The sequence below is a fragment of the Vibrio sp. CDRSL-10 TSBA genome (genome assembly GCA_039696685.1).
Classification (GTDB): domain Bacteria; phylum Pseudomonadota; class Gammaproteobacteria; order Enterobacterales; family Vibrionaceae; genus Vibrio.
Genome location: CP155566.1, coordinates 2,593,215 through 2,609,209 on the forward strand (window position 1 = coordinate 2,593,215; position 15,995 = coordinate 2,609,209).

The following is a 15,995-nucleotide window of genomic DNA, read 5'->3' on the forward strand; positions in this document are numbered from 1 at the left end:
GTCAATCTCTGCGGTCAAACTGTCAGGAATATTCCTCGACGGCTGACAGACAAACCTTACTTATAAATGATCTCTCCGGATGGTGCATAGAGATTAACGTCAATCGGACTCATCGCCTGCAGGTAATCTTTCAAAACCTCGGCATCAACAAAGCCGGTGTTTACAAAGCCGGGATGCTGAGTAATATCCGGATAACCGTCGCCCCCTGCCGCGTTATAACTCGGAATGCTGAAGCGATAATGTCCGTCCAGACGCAGCTGTTTACCACTGATAAACACATTCGATACCTGATTGTCAGCAATCGTCATCGAAATACCGGCAAATTGAGCAAACCCACCGCTGTCGACCCGTTTGGTTGCCACCACATTCAGATACTCAAGTAACTCCTCACCACCCATCTCGACATAGCTGAGTGTGTTACCAAACGGCTGAACCTGAAGTACATCTTTATAGGTCACTTCGCCGGCGGCGATCGAATCGCGCACACCGCCCGAATTCATGATGGCAAAATCGGCTTTTGCCCGCTGCATATGCGCAGTGGCAATCAGATGCCCCAGATTGGTCTGCTTAAAACGCACCACATCACGGTCACCTTCCAGCTTGCCATTGGTCTCGGCAATTTTGACATTCAGCTGTGCCTGGCCCTGCTCCTGATACGGACGCAGAAAAGCTTCCAGCGCCGGATCCGGCTCGATGGATTGGGTGGCGATAACCCGGCGGCTCTCGCCGTTAACGCTGACTTGCTTGGTCAGGTTAACCGGGATCAACTGATAACTGACCCGATTAAGTTCACCGTTGCGGAACTGATAATCAGCACGGCCGACATATTTGCCCCACTCGTACGCCTGCAGGATATCGGTCCCATTCTGCTGATCAGGCTGACAGGCATCGCCGGGAGCAAAGTTCTGCACCATCACATTCGGGCCTTCCATGCACACCGGCTCCTGCGAGTGACCGCCGATAATCATATCCAGCGCGCCATGCGGCAGAGCACGGGCCAGGGAGACATCCCCCGGCGCATTGCTGCCGTGCTGCGCATTTTGATAGTGCCCCATATGAGTCACGGCAATGACTACGTCCGGCTGTTCACTGCGCTGCAATTCGGCCACCAGCTGTTTAGCTTCGGCCTTCGGATCGCGAAATTCCAGCCCGTCGACATACTGCGGATTACCGATCAGTGCGGTATCTTCCGTAGTGAGCCCAATCACGGCAATTTTAATCCCCTGCTTATTGATGATCTGATACGGCTGGAACAGACGCTGTCCGGTCGCTTTATCATAAATATTGGCGGACAACAGCGGGAAATTAGCCCATTGCTGCTGCTTAAACAGCACATCCAGCGGATTATCAAATTCGTGGTTACCAATCGCCATCGCATCGTAACCGAGCACACTCATGCCTTTAAAATCCGGCTCCGCATCCAGCAGGTCCGATTCCGGCACACCGGTATTGATATCTCCGCCGGAGAGCAGCAGCACACTGCCGCCCTGAGCGGTCACCTCGGTTCGGATCTGATCGACCAGTGTCTTACGTGCAGCCAGGCCATATTCGCCATATGGATTGGGCCAGAAGCGGCCATGATGATCGTTGGTATGTAAGATGGTCAGGGTGTAGGTTTTATCTTCCTGCCAGGCATGCTGAGGTGAACTGGCACAGCCTGCCAGCAAAGCAGCCAGCACGCTCCCCAGCGCGGATTTTACGAGTAAGCCTTGTTTCATGATAATGCGTTCCACTGATACGGTTCCACTGCGGTGATACACTTCAGCGGCAAACATGTTACGCCGGTGCAAATCTGTTGCTTGCTGAGCGTCCCCACTGAAGGCATCTGCTTTATCAGCCAAGTATGTGCAACAAATTGCGCTCAAGCCAGTTTTGCCGTTTGCGTTCGGGATGTGCCGCGCATAAAAAAACCGCCCAACGGCGGTTTTTTTAAATTTGCAGCGCAAAGCAATCAGCGGATATCAATGTGCTCGAAACTCTTAATCATATCATCCAGCGCTTTCATCTGGGCCAGGAATGGTTCCAGTTTGTCCAGCGGCAGAGCTGACGGGCCGTCACATTTGGCCTGATCCGGAGTTGGGTGCGCTTCGATAAACAGGCCGGCAATACCGGTCGCCAGACCAGCCTTAGCCAGTTCTACAGTTTGCTCACGACGACCGCCGGAAGCCGCGCCGGAAGGATCGCGCATCTGCAGAGAGTGAGTTACGTCAAAGATGATCGGGCTGCCGTTAGACGCCTTTTTCATTACCCCAAAGCCCAGCATGTCGACCACCAGGTTGTCGTAACCGTGGCAAGAACCACGTTCACACAGAATCACTTTTTCGTTACCGCATTCAGCGAACTTCTCAACGATGTTACCCACCTGACCCGGACTCATAAATTGTGGTTTCTTCACGTTAATCACCGCACCGGTTTTCGCCATCGCTTCCACCAGGTCAGTCTGACGCGCCAGGAAAGCCGGCAACTGGATCACGTCCACAACGTCGGCAACTGGCTGAGCCTGAGCTTCTGTGTGAACGTCAGTAATGATCTTCACACCAAAAGTATCTTTCAGTTCCTGAAAGATTTTCATCCCTTCTTCCAGGCCAGGGCCGCGGTAAGAGTGGACAGAACTGCGGTTCGCTTTATCAAACGACGCTTTGAATACGTAAGGAATACCCAGCTTTTCAGTTACTTTTACGTAGTGTTCACAGATCTGCATCGCCATATCGCGCGATTCCAGTACGTTCATGCCAGCAAACAGAGTAAACGGCTTGTCGTTCGCTACCGGGATATCACCTACGTGAACAATTTTCTGTTCCATTGTTTTTTCTCTTGGTTAGGCTTAGTGCAGGGTCACAGCGTCGTGACTCAGGGCATTAAGTTGAGTTTTCAGTAATTCTGCGGCCGGATCATCCGGGCACTGTTCAATAAAATATTGGTAGTCGGTCAAGGCAACCTGATGACAATCCAGCTGCTGGTAGATAAAACCGCGATCGCGAATTTCGTACGGATCATCCGGGACAAATGTCAGGGCCAGATCGGTACATCGCAGGGCAAGAGTATAGCGCTCTTCACGCAGCAGAGCACTTTTCACCAGCGCCAGCCAGCGACCGATAATGGTCGGGTGATCGGCCGGTTTGAGGTGATCGGTTTTCAGTTTCGTCAGCGGACCTTTGTGGCCAATCAACCACGCCTGCAGCGTATGCAGCGAGACATATTCACCCGAAAACGGATTGATGTAACGCGGCCCTTCATCCGGCCAGTGCAGCTCAACAATGAACTGAGTCGGGAATGTCACGCCTTGCAGCGGAAAGCCAAGCTGGCGGCCGAAATAGAGCAGCAGAGCCCCCAGACTGACCGGGATCCCTTTCCGTCGCTCCAGTACTTTATCGATAAAGGCGTTACTGGAATCAAAGTAGGCTTCACTGTCACCGGCAAAGCCCCACTCAAAATAAAACAGACGCAAAAACGCCTCAAAGCGTTGTTTCTCATCACGCTCATGCAACAGAGCAAGCTCGGCTTCATCCAGCAGACGCTTAAGCTCCACTTCAGCCCAGGCGACCTGAGTGTCAGGATTGATGGCTTTATTCAGCGCCAGAGCGCCGTCCACCAGCTCCATCGCATCAAAATCTTCATCACACAAATCCAGCATCAAACTACTCTATCGGTTGGTTATTTCTTCAGGTTATATCTGCACGCCCTGCGACAAGAAACACGCCTTAACATGCCATGGCAAGGCAAAACAGCCTGTCAGCCAAAGAACATCGGAACTTTGGTCACCGCGATTTTACCGGCAATCGCCAGCCAGCCCAGCGCGCCAAAAAAGGCCAGAGTGCGCATCAGCTTGGTACGGCCCAGCTTAAGTGCAAACAGACCCAGGGCGATATAAGCCAGTACACAGGTCAGCTTATCCGTCATCCACGGCGCAGCGGCCGTAAATGGAATAAAACCTGTGATGGAAATCAGACCGATACCGGACAGTAACAGAAAGGTATCAACAACATGGGGAGTCACTTTGAGGAACTTATGTTGTAACAGAGCTGAATCGCGCATCATGAGTACATAACGTACTGTCAGCAGCAGCGCACTGAGTGCGATGGTCAGCATGTGAAAATGTTTTAATCCTTCGTACATTCTATTCCTCTTTATTTTAACGTAATCAGCAAGCCGGGAATTGCCCCAGAGTGACGCGGTCATTACCGGCATAATCCTGTTCGGTGCTCACTGACTGATAACCTAAATCCTGCATAATGGTGCGAACCGCCGCGCCCTGCTGATAACCGTGTTCAAACGCCAGCCAGCCGCCCGGCAACAGATAATCCCGCGCAGCCTGACTGATATGTTTGATATCGGCTAAACCGTTATCGGCAGCGACCAGTGCTGTTTTGGGTTCAAAACGCACATCGCCCTGATCAAGATGAGGATCATGCTCATCAATATAAGGCGGGTTGGAGACAATCAAAGCAAACTTTGTACCGGCCGCCAATGGCGAGAACCAACTGCCATGCAGAAACGTGACATTGGTGATATTTAAACGGCGGCCGTTTTCGCAGGCAAGCTGCTGTGCCTCAGGACGTAAATCAATGCCGACCACCTGGCGCTGAGGTAACTCTGATGCCAGAGCCAGAGCAATCGCTCCGGTTCCGGTTCCCAAATCGAGAATATCCCCTTCCTGAGTCACCGCTTTGTCCAGAGCCAGTTCCACCAGGCGTTCGGTATCCTGTCGTGGGATCAGGGTTGAGGGAGCAACTTTGAGCGGCAACGACCAGAATTCGCGTTCACCGAGAATATAAGCGACCGGTTCACCAGTGCAGCGCCGTGCCAGCAGGGCATCAAAACGAGCCTGCAGCTCACCGTCCAGCTCTTTATCCGGCCAGGTCAGCAGGTAAGAGCGTGGTTTATCCAGAGCGTGACACAGCAGCACTGCAGCGTCCAACGCCGGCGAATCGCTGCCGCTGGCGCTCAATTGCAAAGTCGCCGCCTTCAAGGCAGCTTCTATGGTCAGAGACATAAATCAGTGTTGCTCAGCCAGAGCGGCCAGCTGGTCAGCCTGGTGTTCCTGAATCACAGGGTCAACCAGAGTCTGCAGTTCACCTTCCATTACTTCGCTCAGACGGTAGATCGTCAGGTTGATACGGTGATCAGACACACGGCCTTGCGGGTAGTTGTAGGTACGAATACGGTCGCTGCGGTCACCGGAACCCAGCAGGTTACGGCGGGTATCCGAAATTTCAGCGGCACGTTTCGCTTCTTCGGCCTGGGCAATACGCGCGGCCAGCACTGACATCGCTTTGGCTTTGTTTTTATGCTGAGAACGTTCGTCCTGACATTCAACCACGATACCGGTTGGTAAGTGGGTAATACGGATCGCAGAATCCGTGGTGTTGACGTGCTGACCACCCGCGCCCGATGAACGGAAGGTGTCGATTTTCAGATCTGCGGTACGGATTTCCGGGATTTCAGCTTCTGGCACTTCCGCCATCACCGCGACAGTACATGCCGAGGTATGCACACGGCCCTGAGATTCCGTCGCCGGTACACGCTGTACGCGGTGACCGCCGGATTCAAATTTCAGCACGCCGTAGGCGCCATCACCGCTGACCCGGGCAATCATCTCTTTGTAACCGCCGTGTTCCGCTTCATTGGATGACATCACTTCGATACGCCAGCCACGCTTTTCTGCGTATTTGCTGTACATACGGAACAGATCACCGGCAAAAATGCCCGCTTCATCACCGCCCGCTCCGGCACGAATCTCCAGGAAGCAGTTGCGGTCATCGTTAGGGTCTTTTGGCAGCAGCAGGATTTGCAGCTCGTCGCTCAAGCGCTCAATCGCCGCTTTCGATTCTTTGATCTCTTCCTGAGCCATTTCACGCATTTCTGCGTCATCTTCTTTGGCCATCTCTTCGGCGGCCGCCAAGTCATCTTGCGCCTGCTGGTAAGCCTGGAAACACTTGGTGATCTCTTCAAGCTGAGAGTACTCTTTTGACAGAGCACGGAACTTGTCCTGATCACCAATCACCGCTGGATCGCCGAGCAGATGCTGGACTTCTTCGTAACGCTCTACCAGGGATTCAAGCTTAACTAAAATCGACGCTTTCATAGTTTCTTCTTTAATGAATAAGGAGTGATAAATTATTGCGGGTCATCAAGACCCAGACTTTCTCTGATTACCGCCAGTTTACCCGGTTCGCCCTGCTCGGCGGCAGCCTGCATGGCACGTGTTGGGGTGTGGATCAGTTTATTGGTCAGTTTGTTACTCAATTCGGTCAGCAGTTTCTCCGGATCGCCACCGGCCGCTAAGGCCTGCAGGCTTTTACTCAGCAGGTCCTCACGAATTTCATTCGCCGCTTTGCGGTAATCACGAATACTGTCAACCGCCTGCAACGAGCGCATCCACGACATAAAGGCCGCGCTCTCTTCACTGACGATCGCCTCAGCCTGAATCGCCTCGACCTTACGCTGCTCTATATTACTATCGACGATAGACTGCAAATCATCCACTGAGTAGAGATAGGCATCATTGAGATCGCCGACCTGAGCCTCAATATCGCGCGGGACCGCAATATCGACCAGCAGCATCGGCTGATAACGGCGTGCTTTGAGTGCAGTCTCTACCATACCTTTACCAATAATAGGCAACGGGCTGGCGGTCGAGCTGATGACGATATCCGCTGCCGCGAGATGTTCAGGGATTTCATTCAGGGCGATAACCTCAGCGTCAAACTGCTCAGCCAGAGTCATGGCCCGTTCACGGGTGCGGTTTCGCAACAATAATGCGTTTGCAGTTGTGACTGGCGAGGTGCTTGGCTACCAGCTCAATGGTTTCACCGGCACCGACCAGCATGACGGTCGCATCAGAAAGTGATTCGAAAATATGTTTTGCCAGCGTACACGCGGCGTAAGCCACCGAGACCGCGCTGCCACCGATTTCAGTCTCGGTGCGCACGCGTTTGGCGACAGAAAACGCTTTTTGGAATAACTTTTCAATCGACGGGTCAACCGCCCGACTCTCGCGCGAGTCAGCATAAGCCTGTTTCACCTGCCCCAGGATCTGCGGCTCGCCCAGCACCAGTGAATCGAGACCACAGGACACCCGCATCAGATGACGAATGGCTGCCTGCTCTTCATGTACATATAAGCTGGGTTTGAGATCTTCAGGGTTAACCTGATGAAACTGAGACAACCACTCAATCAGTTTATTCTTGCTCGACGATTTCACATCGCAATAGATTTCGGTGCGGTTACAGGTCGACAGAATCACACTGCCGTGCACATAGGCGCTGTCAGACAGTTGCCCCAGAGCCTCAGACAATTTGTCTGGACCAAAAGCAACTTTTTCTCGCAATTCAACCGAAGCCGTATTGTGATTGATACCAATAGCAAGCAAGGACATCTATCGAGGGTTCTCTGATATGAAATGGACTAGGCGCAGAATTTTACTTGATGGACTCGTTTATTGAAAGGGCAACAGGGATTTGTTTTCCCGACAGCGTGATTTCAATGATATAGTGAATCGATCCCCCTCTCCAGACTGGATAAATAACGAGCAAATCATGACTTTTAAGCCACGTATTTACCTGATCTTTGCCCTTTTACTGACGCTGGCTGGCTGTAGCATGGCCCCCGAGCCGGTCAGTGAAGTGCAATGGCAGTCACACCAGGCCAGATTGGCTAATATTTCGCAATTCCGTCTGTCCGGAAAAATGGGCTATATCTCTCCGGAACAGCGTGAATCATTTAATTTCCAATGGCAGAAAAAGGCCGACAGCAGTCAGCTGCGCCTGACCAACTTTCTCGGCCAGACGATTCTCAACCTGACCATTTCTGCCCAGGGTGCGCGGGTCGAAACCTATGATGATCAGGTCTACACGGCCGATAATGCCGAGCAGCTGATCTGGCAACTGACCGGACTGGATATTCCGATCAATCTGCTCCAGGACTGGATCCTCGGCTTACCGTCTCAGGCCGACCAGTACCAACTCAACAGCAATAACACCCTGCAGAGCCTGGACAAAACCGCCGGTAATCGCAGTTGGCATGTCGATTATGCCCGCTACCGTGAATATCCGTGGCAAAGCACTGCCCTGCCTCTGCCGGATAAACTGAAACTGACCCAAAGCCAGACCGCAATTAATCTGGTGGTATCAAAATGGACTCTGACCCCATGATCCAAGGCCCGATTATTGATCAAACCACCCATTGGCCGTCACCGGCTAAACTGAATTTGTTTTTGTACATCACCGGTCGCCGCGCGGACGGTTATCACGAACTGCAAACTCTTTTCCAGTTTCTGGACCATGGTGACACCTTGGCCATTCGAGCCAATAACAGTGGTCAGATAGAGCTTTCGCCGCCTTTACCGGGCGTAGCCACCACAGATAACCTGATCTGGAAAGCGGCCACAGCTCTGCAGCAAGCCAGCGGTTGTTCGTTAGGCGCCGAGATAAAACTCGGCAAAGTTTCTGCCAATGGGCGGCGGGATTGGCGGAGGATCGTCGAATGCCGCCACTGTGTTGGTGGCACTGAATTTTTTATGGCAAACCGGCCTGAGTGATGAACAACTGGCGGAGATTGGTTTAGCGCTCGGCGCAGATGTACCAGTGTTTGTACGCGGTTTTGCCGCCTTTGCCGAAGGCGTGGGTGAGCAGCTGGTCGCGGTTGAGCCAGAGCAAAAATGGTACCTGGTGGTGCGCCCGGATGTGAGCATTGCCACCAAGGATATTTTCACTCATCCGCAACTGACGCGCGACACCCCAAAGCGTGATCTGGCAACGCTGGTTGACACTGGTTACGAAAACGATTGCGAAAAAATTGTCCGAATGCTTTACCCAGAGGTTGATAAGCAACTTTCTTGGCTGCTACAATACGCGCCGTCAAGATTGACTGGGACGGGATCTTGCGTTTTTGCTGAGTTTTTGAGCAAGAAAGAAGCGGAAGCTGTCCTTGCCAAATTGCCTGACAACGTCTCTGCGTTTATTGCCTATGGACGCAATGTTTCACCGCTGAAAGAGACGCTGGCTGATTACCAATTGGCCTACACCCAACCTATTTAAAAACTGGACGCAACCCTGAGGTTTCCACCGTGCCTGATATGAAGCTATTTGCTGGTAACGCCACACCTGAACTAGCCCAACGTATTGCTGAACGTCTCTACATTTCCCTTGGTGATGCAACTGTATCCCGTTTCTCTGACGGCGAAGTCGCAGTACAAATCAACGAAAATGTTCGTGGTAGCGACGTATTCATCATTCAATCAACTTGTGCACCAACCAACGATAACCTGATGGAGTTGGTGGTCATGATTGATGCAATGCGCCGTGCTTCAGCAGGCCGTATTACTGCTGTTATTCCTTACTTTGGTTATGCTCGTCAAGATCGCCGCGTGCGTTCATCCCGTGTGCCAATTACTGCAAAAGTTGTTGCAGACTTCCTTTCTAACGTCGGCGTTGACCGCGTGCTAACCATCGACCTGCATGCAGAGCAAATCCAAGGCTTCTTCGATGTACCAGTAGATAACATCTTCGGTACACCGGTACTGCTGGAAGATATGAAGGTGCGCGGCCTGGAAGATCCGGTAGTCGTTTCTCCTGACCTGGGCGGCGTAGTGCGTGCACGTGCTACTGCAAAAGCTCTGGGCGATATCGATATCGCGATTGTCGACAAACGTCGTCCACGCGCTAACGTATCTGAAGTGATGAACCTGATCGGTGACGTTGAAGGTCGTGACTGTGTTATCGTTGATGACATGATCGATACCGGCGGCACACTGTGCAAAGCAGCAGAAGCGCTGAAAGAGCGCGGTGCGAAACGTGTATTTGCTTATGCAACTCACGCGGTGTTCTCAGGCAATGCTGCTAAGAACATCAAAAACTCTGTTCTTGACCAAGTGATCGTGACTGACTCAATCACTCTGTCAAAAGAGATGGCTGCGACCGGTAAAGTGACTCAACTGACTTTGTCGACCATGCTGGCTGAAGCGATTCGTCGTATCAGCAACGAAGAATCTATCTCAGCTATGTTCAACTAAGCAGCTTCGCTCAGATTATCTCTTCTGAATTGAGCGCTTCATCTTCGGATGAGGCGCTTTTTTGTTTGCTGGCGATGTGAGTTTACTGGCGGTATGAGTTTACTGACGGTGCGAGATTGACACCTGACGCGGCATATTTGCTGAGCAAGCCATTAGCTCACGGATACCCAGCGTCTCGTTGACACTCAGCCTCTCATTTAGCCGCATCGCGCACGAAAATGCAGAGTATCGCCCCACGGCGCTTTTCTGTGCTATCATACCGCGCTTTTTGTTTCCGAAGGGATCCTAGCCTTGAGTCAACCAATTAAATTACTGGTCGGTCTGGCCAATCCGGGACCAGAATACGCCAGGACACGCCACAATGCCGGTGCATGGGTGGTCGAAGAAACTCGCGCGCATTCACAATGTGGTACTCAAAAATGAACCAAAATTCTTTGGTTTAACCGGTCGAATCGTCGTTAACGGCGAAGATCTGCGTCTGCTGATCCCAACGACCTTTATGAACTTATCCGGTAAAGCCGTGGCCGCACTGGCCAAGTTTTACCAGATAAAACCGGAAGAGATCATGATCGCGCACGATGAACTCGATCTTCCTCCGGGCATTGCTAAGTTTAAACAAGGTGGTGGTCATGGCGGCCACAATGGTCTGAAAGACACCATCAGTAAACTGGGCAACAACAAAGAATTTTACCGTCTGCGGATTGGCATCGGCCATCCCGGACACAAAGATAAAGTAGCAGGCTATGTGTTGGGTAAAGCTCCGGCTAAAGAGCAGGAGTGTCTGGATGCAGCAGTGGACGAATCCGTTCGTTGTCTCGACATCTTAATCAAAGATGGCCTAACAAAAGCGCAAAACCGCTTACACACGTTCAAAGCTGAATAAGGTTTACAGTCATGGGTTTTAAATGTGGCATCGTTGGTCTACCAAACGTTGGTAAATCAACACTTTTTAATGCACTAACAAAAGCAGGTATCGAGGCGGCAAACTTCCCGTTTTGTACCATCGAACCAAACACAGGTGTCGTTCCGGTACCGGATCTGCGTCTAGACGCACTGGCAAACATTGTTAACCCAGAGCGTATTCTGCCAACCACGATGGAATTCGTTGACATCGCGGGTCTGGTTGCAGGTGCATCAAAAGGTGAAGGTCTGGGTAACAAATTCCTGGCTAACATCCGTGAAACTGACGCGATCGGTCACGTTGTACGCTGTTTCGAGAACGAAAACATCGTTCACGTTGCGGGTAAAGTCTCTCCGATTGAAGATATCGAAGTGATCAACCTGGAACTGGCTCTGGCTGATCTGGACAGCTGTGAGCGTGCAATCCAGCGCCAGGCAAAACGTGCCAAAGGCGGTGACAAAGACGCTAAATTCGAGCTGACCGTGCTGGAAAAACTGCTGCCAGTGCTGACTGAAGGTGGTTCTGCCCGTACTGTGACTCTGTCAAAAGAAGAGCTGGCAGCCATTGGTTACCTTAACTTCCTGACTCTGAAGCCGACCATGTACATTGCTAACGTGTCTGAAGACGGTTTTGAAGACAACCCGTATCTGGATGCTGTACGTGAATTCGCAGCCAAAGAAAACAACGTTGTGGTTCCGGTTTGTGCCGCGATCGAATCTGAGCTTTCAGAACTGGAAGAAGAAGAGCGTGACGAATTTCTGGCGGATCTGGGTATCGAAGAACCGGGCCTGAACCGGGTTATCCGTTTCTGGTTACGATCTACTGAACCTGCACACTTACTTTACTGCAGGCGTTAAAGAAGTACGCGCCTGGACTATTCCTGTCGGCGCAACGGCTCCGCAAGCAGCGGGTAAGATCCACACCGACTTCGAGCGCGGCTTCATCCGTGCTGAAGTAGTGGGTTACGATGCTTACATCGAGTTCAACGGTGAAAGCGGCGCGAAAGAAGCGGGTAAATGGCGTCTGGAAGGTAAAGATTACATCGTAAAAGATGGCGATGTTATCCACTTCCGCTTTAACGTTTAACCGCTGCGTTTACCTCTCCGTTTAAATAATATTCAACTCGGCTGAGGTAAAATCAGGCAGCTGAACAAAAGCCAACCAAGCGGTTGGCTTTTTTGTTTTCACGGCGGTTAAATCTGAGAAATCCGTTCAGGTCAAAGGTAATGAATCTGTTGTTTTACTAGCGCTTTTTGATCACAAACACGCCTCTTTGATTAAAAATAACCCGAACAGTCAATTTCAGGGAATTTATTCAAAAAAACTGTTGACGCTCCTGAGCCATATCCGCATAATGCGCTCCGTTCTCAGCGATAAGGCAACTTTGAAGCGAGTAACGAAAAGTGAAAAATTGTTGGCTACGTAGCTCAGCTGGTTAGAGCACATCACTCATAATGATGGGGTCACAGGTTCGAATCCCGTCGTAGCCACCATTTCCTAAATGCTTTCGCTTGATTCAATCGAGCAAGAGTAATTAGGAAATAATGCGGAAGTGGCGAAATTGGTAGACGCACCAGATTTAGGTTCTGGCGCCGCAAGGTGTGAGAGTTCAAGTCTCTCCTTCCGCACCATTATTTAAGATAACGCAAGTTATCGCCTGCAGGTCTATCGCCAAGCGGTAAGGCAGCGGCTTTTGATGCCGCCATTCCCTGGTTCGAATCCAGGTAGACCTGCCATTTTTACACCTTGTCTGAGGTTATCAGACAGAATACTGAATTTGCGGTGGTGGCGGAATTGGTAGACGCGCTAGCTTCAGGTGCTAGTGTCCGTTAGGACGTGAGGGTTCAAGTCCCTCCCTCCGCACCAAATTCAGTATGTCGTAGGTCTATCGCCAAGCGGTAAGGCAGCGGCTTTTGATGCCGCCATTCCCTGGTTCGAATCCAGGTAGACCTGCCATAATTCTTTACGTTTCAATACGATGTAAAAATCATTGGAACTGAATACGAGATTGTATTATAGTTTCTCGCTCAAAATTGATGGCTACGTAGCTCAGCTGGTTAGAGCACATCACTCATAATGATGGGGTCACAGGTTCGAATCCCGTCGTAGCCACCACTTATTCAAGTCAATCATTTTAATGATTGACTTAGAATACCGGGACGCGGAAGTGGCGAAATTGGTAGACGCACCAGATTTAGGTTCTGGCGCCGTAAGGTGTGAGAGTTCAAGTCTCTCCTTCCGCACCATCATCCCGACATTCTGAAACTGTTTTGCGGAAGTGGCGAAATTGGTAGACGCACCAGATTTAGGTTCTGGCGCCGCAAGGTGTAAGAGTTCAAGTCTCTTCTTCCGCACCATAATTTGCGATAACGATAAGTTATCCGCTGTAGGTCTATCGCCAAGCGGTAAGGCAGCGGCTTTTGATGCCGCCATTCCCTGGTTCGAATCCAGGTAGACCTGCCATTTTTTACACCTTGTCTGAGGTTATCAGACGAAATACTGAATTTGCGGTGGTGGCGGAATTGGTAGACGCGCTAGCTTCAGGTGCTAGTGTCCGTTAGGACGTGAGGGTTCAAGTCCCTCCCTCCGCACCAAATTCAGTAGATTGTAGGTCTATCGCCAAGCGGTAAGGCAGCGGCTTTTGATGCCGCCATTCCCTGGTTCGAATCCAGGTAGACCTGCCATTACACAACGATGATTCGATATACCAAGTCGGGTTATCTACAAAACATGATGCGGAAGTGGCGAAATTGGTAGACGCACCAGATTTAGGTTCTGGCGCCGCAAGGTGTGAGAGTTCAAGTCTCTCCTTCCGCACCATTATTCTTAACTATTAACTTTGTTGATCGATAAGAATAACAGAGTGGCTACGTAGCTCAGCTGGTTAGAGCACATCACTCATAATGATGGGGTCACAGGTTCGAATCCCGTCGTAGCCACCATTTCCTAAATGCTTTTAAGTCAGGTTAACTGTCTGAGAGTTTTTAGGAAACATGCGGAAGTGGCGAAATTGGTAGACGCACCAGATTTAGGTTCTGGCGCCGCAAGGTGTAAGAGTTCAAGTCTCTTCTTCCGCACCATGTTAACGATAATATGAAAAACTTTTCAATATTATCAAAAAGCTGCGTGACAAGAGCTTAAGTTCCGGTTACTATCCCAGAACAGGTTGTCACAAGATAGCTTAACAGAGTAATACTAAATTTTGCGGTGGTGGCGGAATTGGTAGACGCGCTAGCTTCAGGTGCTAGTGTCCGTTAGGACGTGAGGGTTCAAGTCCCTCCCTCCGCACCAAATTTAGTATCTTGTAGGTCTATCGCCAAGCGGTAAGGCAGCGGCTTTTGATGCCGCCATTCCCTGGTTCGAATCCAGGTAGACCTGCCATACAACGATGATTCGATATTCCAAGTCGGGTTATCAACAAATCAAGTTGCGGAAGTGGCGAAATTGGTAGACGCACCAGATTTAGGTTCTGGCGCCGCAAGGTGTGAGAGTTCAAGTCTCTCCTTCCGCACCATAGATTGACAAACCCAGCCTCGGCTGGGTTTTGTTTTATCTGCTGATAGACTTTATCTGCGACTAAAAAGCACTCACTGCACCTATCCCTTTCCCGCAGACTAAAAAATCCAACCGAAGCTGGATCTTTTAGTGGCTGCCTTGTTTTCAAACTCACTATTTAGTTTACGCACTCACCAGGTAATTCATAAACCAGGTAGTTCATAAACCCAGCCGTTGATAAACCAACCAGTTCATCAGCCAATCAGGGCATTTGCGAACCATGCATGACTGAACTTATCCCAGTAGCGCCAACGCGGTATTTGGGGCCTGTCTTGCCTGTGCCAGAACCGAACCAGACGCCTGTGCCAGGATCTGAGACTTAGTCAGTGCCGTGGTTTCTTTGGCAAAGTCCGTGTCCTTGATGCGGCTCTTAGACGCATTCACGTTCTCGTTAATGTTATCCAGGTTACTGATTGCATGGTTAAAGCGGTTCTGGAATGCACCCAGTTCAGCCCGGTGACTATCAACAAACTTCAATGCCGCATCCACCACAGCCACCGATTGCTGCGCGCCGCCCACAGAGGTAACGTCAATCGTATCAACCGTCAGCGCCTGACCATCCTGGATCCCCAGCTCACCCGCCAGACTACCACCAAAGCTCACCGGTCCGGTAACCTTGTTATTGTCAGCAAACAGCTGCAGCCTGCCCTCTTCATCCACGGACGCTTTGACCATATCGGTCTGACCATTGATATAAGTAGCCAGTTTCTTCAATATCATCGCCTTCTTTGGCGTTAATTGAGATGGTCTGTTCACCGCCAAAACGATCATTGAGGGTAATGGTCAGATCATTCGCATCTGCAGCCACACCCCAGTTACTGTCTTTCCCTTGTGATGCTTGGTAGCCGGTGCCACCCATCATGCGGTTATCACTGCGCATGTTGTTCAGGGTCAGCATGACTGCTTCACCGCTGTCAGCACCAATCTGAAACGCTTTGGTTTCAAAGGTACCATTAAGCAGCTTGTTACCACCAAATGAAGTGGTTTCCGCAATCCGGTTCAGTTCATCATTCAACGCTGTCACTTCTTCCTGGATCGCCTGACGCTCTGATTTCGAGTTAGAGCCGTTGGCCGATTGCAGCGACAAATCACGCATACGTTGCAGAATGTTGGTGGTTTCATTCATCGCACCTTCAGCGGTCTGAGCCATCGAGATACCGTCATTGGCATTGCGCACCGCGACATCCAGGCCACGGCTCTGGACATTAAGGCGGTTAGATATTTGCAGACCGGCCGCATCATCTTTTGCACTGTTGATTCGGTAACCTGACGACAAACGTTCCATAGAAGCCTGTTGGGCGTTGGTCGCACTGTTCAGATAACGCTGAGCTGTCATTGCTGACACGTTAGTATTTACATTAACCGCCATAAGATTATCTCCTGTTGATTTTCAGACGTAGCGGAACTTAACGAACGGTTTCCGACGTCTCGGAAATCCAAAGTGTTCTCTCAAAGTTATCTCTAATAGCGACCCGGCTAAATTTAGCTTTAGACAAACGCAGCGAATAAGTTAAAAAACGAGCAGTT

Annotated in this window: 8 protein-coding genes, 17 tRNA genes and 5 pseudogenes; 22 read left to right on the forward strand and 8 right to left on the reverse strand. The window is 50.8% G+C overall.

Features of this window, described 5'->3' with window-relative positions; all coding sequences use genetic code 11:
• Positions 1-56: 56 nt before the first annotated feature.
• The 7 genes and pseudogenes from ushA to hemA form a co-directional block, all read right to left on the reverse strand.
• A complete protein-coding gene (gene ushA, locus ABDK09_19660) occupies positions 57-1,718 on the reverse strand; it encodes a bifunctional UDP-sugar hydrolase/5'-nucleotidase UshA (GenBank protein XAW90790.1) in 1,662 nt (553 codons plus the stop codon).
• 233 nt (positions 1,719-1,951) lie between these two features.
• Positions 1,952-2,803 (reverse strand): 3-deoxy-8-phosphooctulonate synthase, encoded by an 852-nt coding sequence (kdsA, locus tag ABDK09_19665; GenBank protein ID XAW89101.1) that lies wholly within the window; start codon positions 2,801-2,803, stop codon positions 1,952-1,954.
• 21 nt (positions 2,804-2,824) lie between these two features.
• A complete protein-coding gene (locus tag ABDK09_19670) occupies positions 2,825-3,634 on the reverse strand; it encodes a SirB1 family protein (protein ID XAW89102.1) in 810 nt (269 codons plus the stop codon).
• 98 nt (positions 3,635-3,732) lie between these two features.
• Positions 3,733-4,116, reverse strand: a complete 384-nt coding sequence (locus tag ABDK09_19675) for a SirB2 family protein (protein ID XAW89103.1) — start codon at positions 4,114-4,116, stop codon at positions 3,733-3,735.
• A 25-nt stretch (positions 4,117-4,141) separates the two neighbouring features.
• Positions 4,142-4,993, reverse strand: a complete 852-nt coding sequence (gene prmC / locus ABDK09_19680) for a peptide chain release factor N(5)-glutamine methyltransferase (GenBank protein ID XAW89104.1) — start codon at positions 4,991-4,993, stop codon at positions 4,142-4,144.
• Positions 4,994-4,996: 3 nt separating this feature from the next.
• Positions 4,997-6,085, reverse strand: a complete 1,089-nt coding sequence (gene prfA / locus ABDK09_19685; protein ID XAW89105.1) for a peptide chain release factor 1 — start codon at positions 6,083-6,085, stop codon at positions 4,997-4,999.
• Positions 6,086-6,117: 32 nt separating this feature from the next.
• Positions 6,118-7,378 (reverse strand): annotated as a pseudogene (gene hemA / locus ABDK09_19690) (glutamyl-tRNA reductase).
• A 160-nt stretch (positions 7,379-7,538) separates the two neighbouring features.
• On the opposite strand from hemA, the gene lolB reads away from it, so the two are divergent.
• The 22 genes and pseudogenes from lolB to ABDK09_19800 all read left to right on the forward strand — a co-directional run bounded on the left by lolB (position 7,539) and on the right by ABDK09_19800 (position 14,427).
• The gene (gene lolB, locus ABDK09_19695; protein ID XAW89106.1) at positions 7,539-8,153 is read left to right on the forward strand and encodes a lipoprotein insertase outer membrane protein LolB; all 615 of its coding nucleotides are present in this window, start codon (positions 7,539-7,541) and stop codon (positions 8,151-8,153) included.
• An 11-nt stretch (positions 8,154-8,164) separates the two neighbouring features.
• Positions 8,165-9,038, forward strand: a pseudogene (gene ispE, locus ABDK09_19700) (4-(cytidine 5'-diphospho)-2-C-methyl-D-erythritol kinase).
• A 29-nt stretch (positions 9,039-9,067) separates the two neighbouring features.
• Positions 9,068-10,012, forward strand: coding sequence for a ribose-phosphate pyrophosphokinase (locus ABDK09_19705; protein XAW89107.1), 945 nt, complete (start codon positions 9,068-9,070; stop codon positions 10,010-10,012).
• Between the two features lie 291 nt (positions 10,013-10,303).
• Positions 10,304-10,895, forward strand: a pseudogene (gene pth / locus ABDK09_19710) (aminoacyl-tRNA hydrolase).
• Between the two features lie 11 nt (positions 10,896-10,906).
• Positions 10,907-11,999: pseudogene (ychF, locus tag ABDK09_19715) on the forward strand (redox-regulated ATPase YchF).
• A gap of 330 nt (positions 12,000-12,329) precedes the next feature.
• Positions 12,330-12,406 (forward strand) — tRNA-Met (locus tag ABDK09_19720).
• A 53-nt stretch (positions 12,407-12,459) separates the two neighbouring features.
• Positions 12,460-12,544, forward strand: a tRNA-Leu gene (locus ABDK09_19725).
• A 30-nt stretch (positions 12,545-12,574) separates the two neighbouring features.
• Positions 12,575-12,649, forward strand: a tRNA-Gln gene (locus tag ABDK09_19730).
• Positions 12,650-12,692: 43 nt separating this feature from the next.
• A tRNA-Leu gene (locus tag ABDK09_19735) sits at positions 12,693-12,779 on the forward strand.
• 15 nt (positions 12,780-12,794) lie between these two features.
• A tRNA-Gln gene (locus tag ABDK09_19740) sits at positions 12,795-12,869 on the forward strand.
• An 82-nt stretch (positions 12,870-12,951) separates the two neighbouring features.
• Positions 12,952-13,028, forward strand: a tRNA-Met gene (locus ABDK09_19745).
• Between the two features lie 46 nt (positions 13,029-13,074).
• A tRNA-Leu gene (locus ABDK09_19750) sits at positions 13,075-13,159 on the forward strand.
• A gap of 26 nt (positions 13,160-13,185) precedes the next feature.
• Positions 13,186-13,270, forward strand: a tRNA-Leu gene (locus tag ABDK09_19755).
• A 31-nt stretch (positions 13,271-13,301) separates the two neighbouring features.
• Positions 13,302-13,376 (forward strand) — tRNA-Gln (locus tag ABDK09_19760).
• 44 nt (positions 13,377-13,420) lie between these two features.
• Positions 13,421-13,507 (forward strand) — tRNA-Leu (locus ABDK09_19765).
• Between the two features lie 15 nt (positions 13,508-13,522).
• Positions 13,523-13,597, forward strand: a tRNA-Gln gene (locus ABDK09_19770).
• Between the two features lie 51 nt (positions 13,598-13,648).
• A tRNA-Leu gene (locus ABDK09_19775) sits at positions 13,649-13,733 on the forward strand.
• Between the two features lie 45 nt (positions 13,734-13,778).
• A tRNA-Met gene (locus tag ABDK09_19780) sits at positions 13,779-13,855 on the forward strand.
• A 53-nt stretch (positions 13,856-13,908) separates the two neighbouring features.
• Positions 13,909-13,993 (forward strand) — tRNA-Leu (locus tag ABDK09_19785).
• Positions 13,994-14,117: 124 nt separating this feature from the next.
• Positions 14,118-14,204: transfer RNA gene (locus tag ABDK09_19790), tRNA-Leu, on the forward strand.
• A gap of 15 nt (positions 14,205-14,219) precedes the next feature.
• A tRNA-Gln gene (locus tag ABDK09_19795) sits at positions 14,220-14,294 on the forward strand.
• Between the two features lie 48 nt (positions 14,295-14,342).
• A tRNA-Leu gene (locus ABDK09_19800) sits at positions 14,343-14,427 on the forward strand.
• A gap of 275 nt (positions 14,428-14,702) precedes the next feature.
• On the opposite strand, the pseudogene ABDK09_19805 reads toward ABDK09_19800, so the two are convergent.
• Positions 14,703-15,837 (reverse strand): annotated as a pseudogene (locus ABDK09_19805) (flagellin).
• Between the last annotated feature and the right edge of the window lie 158 nt (positions 15,838-15,995).